The 5,536-nt window shown below is 69.4% G+C and carries 6 protein-coding genes and 1 pseudogene; 5 read left to right on the forward strand and 2 right to left on the reverse strand.

Going from position 1 to position 5,536, the window contains the following annotated elements; translation table 11 throughout:
• On the forward strand, positions 1–309 hold a 309-nt coding region (locus tag AC1DQP_RS15465; RefSeq protein ID WP_478051949.1), incomplete at its 5' end, for a sensor histidine kinase.
• Between the two features lie 3 nt (positions 310–312).
• Here the strand turns inward: AC1DQP_RS15465 and AC1DQP_RS15470 are convergent.
• The gene (locus AC1DQP_RS15470) at positions 313–1,836 is read right to left on the reverse strand and encodes an MFS transporter (protein ID WP_457320269.1); all 1,524 of its coding nucleotides are present in this window, start codon (positions 1,834–1,836) and stop codon (positions 313–315) included.
• A gap of 106 nt (positions 1,837–1,942) precedes the next feature.
• Between AC1DQP_RS15470 and AC1DQP_RS15475 the strand changes: the two genes are divergently transcribed.
• The 4 genes from AC1DQP_RS15475 to AC1DQP_RS15490 all read left to right on the forward strand — a co-directional run bounded on the left by AC1DQP_RS15475 (position 1,943) and on the right by AC1DQP_RS15490 (position 5,136).
• Complete coding sequence (locus tag AC1DQP_RS15475) at positions 1,943–2,869, forward strand: LysR family transcriptional regulator (protein ID WP_457320271.1); 927 nt, start codon at positions 1,943–1,945, stop codon at positions 2,867–2,869.
• A gap of 58 nt (positions 2,870–2,927) precedes the next feature.
• The gene (locus AC1DQP_RS15480) at positions 2,928–4,064 is read left to right on the forward strand and encodes a PepSY-associated TM helix domain-containing protein (protein WP_478051950.1); all 1,137 of its coding nucleotides are present in this window, start codon (positions 2,928–2,930) and stop codon (positions 4,062–4,064) included.
• The gene (locus AC1DQP_RS15485; RefSeq protein WP_457319500.1) at positions 4,061–4,243 is read left to right on the forward strand and encodes a hypothetical protein; all 183 of its coding nucleotides are present in this window, start codon (positions 4,061–4,063) and stop codon (positions 4,241–4,243) included. Before AC1DQP_RS15480 ends, AC1DQP_RS15485 begins: the two co-directional genes overlap by 4 nt.
• A gap of 74 nt (positions 4,244–4,317) precedes the next feature.
• Positions 4,318–5,136: a sugar phosphate isomerase/epimerase family protein gene (locus AC1DQP_RS15490; RefSeq protein WP_457319501.1), complete on the forward strand. Its 819-nt coding sequence runs from the start codon at positions 4,318–4,320 to the stop codon at positions 5,134–5,136.
• A 148-nt stretch (positions 5,137–5,284) separates the two neighbouring features.
• On the opposite strand, the pseudogene AC1DQP_RS15495 reads toward AC1DQP_RS15490, so the two are convergent.
• A pseudogene (locus AC1DQP_RS15495) lies at positions 5,285–5,536 on the reverse strand (short-chain dehydrogenase); the annotation flags it as partial.

Raw genomic sequence — 5,536 nt, forward strand, 5'->3', positions numbered from 1 at the left:
CTGCTGTCCAATGCGTTGCGCTTTACCCCCGAACACGGCCGCGTCCTGCTGCGCGCGGTGGAGGACGCCGGCGCCACCCGCATCGATGTCATCGACAATGGCCCCGGCATTGCGCCGCAGGACCGCGCGTTGGTCTACCAGCGCTTCTTCCGTGGCACCGACGAGACCGGCCCGGGAGACGGCTTCGGGTTGGGCCTGTCGATCGTCGCCGCCATCGCCGRCCTGCACGGCTTCCGCGTGCGCACCGGCGAGGCACCCGACGGCGGCGCGTGGCTGAGCATCCGTTGCATCGCCGATGCGCTGGTTTGAGCCTCATCCATCGGCGCTGGCCGCCGCAGGCATCCGTTCCCTCCCCAGCAAGGCGTAGACCAGCAACGCACTGCCGGCGGTGAGTGCGGCCAACCCCCGCAGCAGCCAGACCAGCGCGTCGCGGCTGGCCTGCTGCAGTACCTCCACCGGCACCCCCGGCAGCAGGGCCGACGCCTGCGCCAGCGAACCGGTGGCCAGGTAAGCACCGGCCTTGCCCAGGGTCGCCAGCGGCACACCGCTACCCGGCGCCAAACGGTGTGTCACCAGCGCAGCCAGCACGGCCGTCACCGCCGCAAGCGCGATCCCCTCACCCGCCACCCGCACCGTGCCGAAAATGCCGGCGGCCATGCCGGCGCGCTGCACCGGCACCACGCTCACCGACAGCCCGTCCATCAGGCCCCATGGCAGCGCAGTGCCGGCACCGATCAGCAGCATCGCCGGCCACCACTGCGTGGGCGCCACATGCAGCGCGCGTTGCGACAACAGATACAGGCCCACCGCGCACACCGCCAGGCCCAGCGTGCACAGCCGTGCCGCGCTGAAGCGTCGCGCCCAGCCGGCGGCCAACATGGGCAACACCAGCATCGGCGCGGACAGCGCCAGCATCTGCAGGCCCACCTGCAGCGGCGACTGCGCCTGCACGCCCAGCAGGTGCAGCGGCAGGACCACCAGCAGCACCACGTAACCGAAGCAGGTCGCCACCGGCAGCAACTGCACGCCGAGGAAGCCGCGTTGCGCGAACAACGACAGGTCCAGCAGCGGTTGCCGCTGGCCGCGCTCGATCCGCACGAACAGGGCCAGCAACACCGCCGTGGCCAGCAACGCGCCCACCACGGCTGGCGAGCGCGGCCCGTGTTCGCCCAGCAACAACAAGGCGACGGTCAACGCCGCCAGCATCAGGCTGAAGCTGATCATGCCGGCCACATCCAGGCGCACGTGCTGGCCCCGGCTCTCGTCCAGGTGCCGCCGGGCCAGCGCCCACGCCGCCAACGCAAGCACCCCGCCCGAGGCGAACACGCTGCGCCAGCCCAGCGCCTGCAGCAGCATCCCGGCCAGCAGCGGTCCCAGTGCCAGGCCGACACCAAACATCGTGCCCATCAGCGCAAACACCCGGGTACGCGCATGCCCATCGAAGCGTTGCGCCAACGCCGCCCCACCCGACGCCAGCGCGGCGGCGGCGGCCACGCCCTGCGCGCCACGCGCAAGATCCAACCAGCGCAGATCCGGCGCCAGGCACACCGCCAGCGTGGCCAACACGAAACCGCCGGTGCCGCACAGGAACAGGCGGCGGCGCCCGAGCCGGTCGGCCAGACCACCGGCGGCCAGCAGCAGGCTGCCGAAGCTGAGCATGAAGGCATTGGTGACCCAGGCCAGCGCCGCGGGCGATCCCGGGAAGCGGCTGGCCAGCACGGGTACCGCCACCGCCCCGGCGGAAAACGAGAGCGGCAAGGCCAGCGCCGCCAGGCATACGGCCAGCACGGCCCAGCGCGGATCGCGCCGGGACGGCTCAAGGGAAAACAGGGACATGGGATCTTCCAGCGAAGTCGGGTATTGACGATAAGGGTGCGGCTATCTGCAATAAATGGCGCCAAAGTCGTTTGATTACGGCCACTTCTTCCGTAATGATCCGGACATGGACTCGATCACCGCCCTGCTAGCCTTCGTCCGCACTGCCGAGGCCTCCAGCTTCGTGGGCGCCGCCCGCAGCCTTGGCTTGTCGCCTTCCACCGTCGGCAAGCGCGTGGCCCGGCTCGAACAGGACCTCGGCGTGCGCCTGTTCCAGCGCACCACCCGGCGCGTGCGCCTCACCGAAGAAGGCGAGGTGCTGCTGCAGCGCTGCAAGCGCGCGCTGGACGAGCTGTCTGAAGCGCGCGCCGACCTCAGCCAGCGCCAACAGTCGCCCAGCGGCTTGCTGCGGGTGGGCCTGCCTACGATCGGCTACCGTTTCCTGTTGCCATTGCTGCCGCTGTTCCGGCAGCGCTACCCGGGCGTGCAACTGGAGCTGGATTTCAACGACCGCCTTGTCGATGTGGTCAGCGAAGGGCTGGACGTGGTGATCCGCAGCGGCGAGCTCGCCGACTCCAGCCTGATGGCACGCCGGCTCGGCCCGTTCCACTTCGTCCTGTGCGCAGCGCCTGCGCATCTGCATGCGCACGGTCAACCGGCCACGCTGACGCAACTGGCCACCCAGCCTGCGGTGCGCTTCCGGTTCCCGACCACCGGCAAGCTGCAGGCCTGGTCACTGCCCGGCCACGACGACGACGCGGGCGACGCGCTGGTCACGGTGATGACCTGCAACAACATGGAGGCGCTGCTGGCCGCGGCGATCGGCGGCATGGGCGTGGCGTGGATGCCCGACTTTCTCGCCGCCGAGGCACTGGCCGATGGCCGCCTGCAGGAACTGCTGCCCGACCACCCGCGCCAGCCCGGTCAGTTCTCGCTGCTGTGGCCTGGCAATCGCCAACCCAACGCGCGGCTGCGTGTGTTCATCGACTTCATGGCCGAACACCTGTTTCCCGGCGTTGCACCCCCGCCGCCACAGCGCCGTGGCCACCGCTGACCGCCGCGGCCGCATCACGTACCATCGCCGGCAACCTCGCCAGCCCCGCGCCAGCCGAATGCAACGATCCACCCTCAACGCCTGGTTCCTCGTGCACAAGTGGACCAGCCTGGTCTGTACCGTGTTCCTGTTGCTGCTGTGCCTCACCGGGCTGCCGCTGGTCTTCGGYGAGGAAATCGCCCACCTCAGCGAGCCGGAGGTCACCAGCGCCGCAGCCGATGCGGTGCCGCGCGATCTGGATGCGCAGGTTCGCACCGCGCTGCAACGCTATCCCGGCGATGTACCGCTGTTCGTCGGCTGGGATCCGGATGCGCCCACCGTCTACGTCAACACCGGTGCACGCGTGGATACCCCGCCACCGCAGATGCACACCGCGCTGCTGCATGCGATCACCGGCGAGGTACTGCCGGCCGCGCAGTTCAACGAAGGGGTGATGTACTTCCTCTACCGCCTGCACACCGACCTGTTCCTTGGGCTGCCGGGCATGCTGTTCATGGGCGCGATGGGGGTGCTGTTCGCCATGGCGATCGTCTCCGGGCTGGTGCTGTACGGCCCGTTCATGCGCAAGCAGCCATTCGGCACGCTGCGCACCGGCCGCAGCCGCCGGTTAGCGTGGCTGGACCTGCATAACGTACTCGGCGTCGTCACCCTCGGCTGGGCGCTGGTGGTGGGTATCACCGGCGCCATCAACACCGTCGCCAAACCACTCGAACAGGCATGGCAGGGCGAGCAGTTGGGCGAATTCGCCGCGCGCTATGCAGGGCAGCCACGCCCGGCCACGCTGGCGTCGCTGCAGGCTGCGGTGGATACCGCGCGCGCCGCCGAGCCAGGCATGCGTCCGGCCTTCGTCAGCTTTCCCGGCACCGGCTATAGCGGCGATCACCACTATGGCGTGTTCATGCAGGGCAACAGCGCACTCACCGAGCGCCTGTATCGCCCGGTCCTGGTCGATGCACAGACCGGCACGCTCACTGCGCAGCCCCAGCTGCCGGTCTACATGAGCGTGCTGCTGCTCAGCCAGCCGCTGCACTTTGGCGATTACGGCAAGCTGCCGCTGAAGATCCTGTGGGCGCTGCTGGATCTGCTGACCATCGCCGTGCTGGTCACCGGCCTGTACCTGTGGCTCAAGCGCGGCAGCACCGAGGCGCGCGTGAGCGAACTCGAGCGCGCCGCACGGACCGGAGCCGCCGCGTGAACCGGCCCCGTTCCGCACCACGCAGCCCGTTCATCGCCCCGGCCTGGATCGCTGCGGTTAGCGTGCTCGGCCTGGTCAGCGCCCTGATCGGCGACGGCGTGTTCGACGTGGTCTCCTGGCTGGTGTTCGCCGTACTCATCGCGCTGGTGGTGCGTGCGTGGGTGAAGCGCACGCGCTGAGCGGCGTGTCTGCACGTGTAGTGCATGGTGGCATCGCTAGCATCGGGCGCGTCACCTCCCCCACCGGCTCACCCATGTCGCTCCTGCCCGGCCCGCGCTTCCTCAACACCGTACTGCTCGGCGGCAGCACCGATCAGAAACTGCAGGCCGCCGCAGCGGCCGGCTTCGCGCAGGTCGAACTGTGGCGCGAGGACGTGCAGGCCGCCTCGGTGGACGCCGTACGTGACGCACTCGCACGCACCGGACTGCAGCTGACCGACCTGCAGGTGCTACTCGATTTCGACGGTGCCCCGGCAGCCACGCGCGAGGCCAAGCGCGACGAAGCGCAGTTGCTTCTGGACATGGCCGTCGCCGTCGGTGCCGGCACGGTGCTGGTGCCCGCCTGCACCACGCCGGACTGCCAGACGCACCAGGTCACTGCCGATCTCCGCTGGCTCTGCGGGCAAGCTTCCGCGCGCGGTCTGCGCATCGCCTACGAGGCCATGGCATGGAGCCACCTGCATTCCACCGTGCCGTCGGCATGGCAACAGATCCAGGCAGTGGATGCCGACAATCGGGATCTGGTGGTCGATGCCTTCCATCTGTTCGCCGCCGGTCGTGGCGTCGACGACCTGCAAGGCATTCCGGCAGACAGAATCGCGCTGGTGCAACTGTCGGATGTGACCACCCAACCGCAGCCCGGTGCCGTGAAGCAGCAGGCCCGACACGCACGCTGCCTGCCCGGCAGCGGCATCTGGCCAGTGGCGGCGCTGGTGCAGCGACTTGCGCGCATGGGGTACACCGGGCCGATTGGCCTGGAGGTGTTCAATGATGCGATGAAGGCGCGCGACCCGGCCGCGGTGGCCAGCGACGCCATGGCGGCACTGGACCGGGTATTGCGCGCGCCCCGCTAGAGCCGTCGTTGAACGAGGGCCTATCTATCCCAACCACGTTGCTGTGTAGACCGATGCAAGATCCGCTGCCTGCAGGAACTGCTGCAACGCAGGTGCCGGCGGGACGGCATGCACGCACAACGGCACTGCGAGTCCCGCACCATGGTCGTCAAACAGCCGGCCGCGCAATCGCCGTCCACTGCGCGGCGACATCCTCGATGCTCTCCGCCCGCACCGCACGCAGGTCGCGCGGATACGCCACATCCTCGGCCTCCACGCTCCGCGTGGCATGGAACTGGCCATTGCTCGCGCGCAGGATCCAGCCACCCTCGCCGCACGCCGCCGACGCCAGATACGCAACACCCGGTGCCACCGCATCGGGATGCAACTCATCCGGCTCACCCTGCACGCCCCACATCCG

It is taken from the genome of Stenotrophomonas sp. P5_A8, from assembly GCF_056400545.1.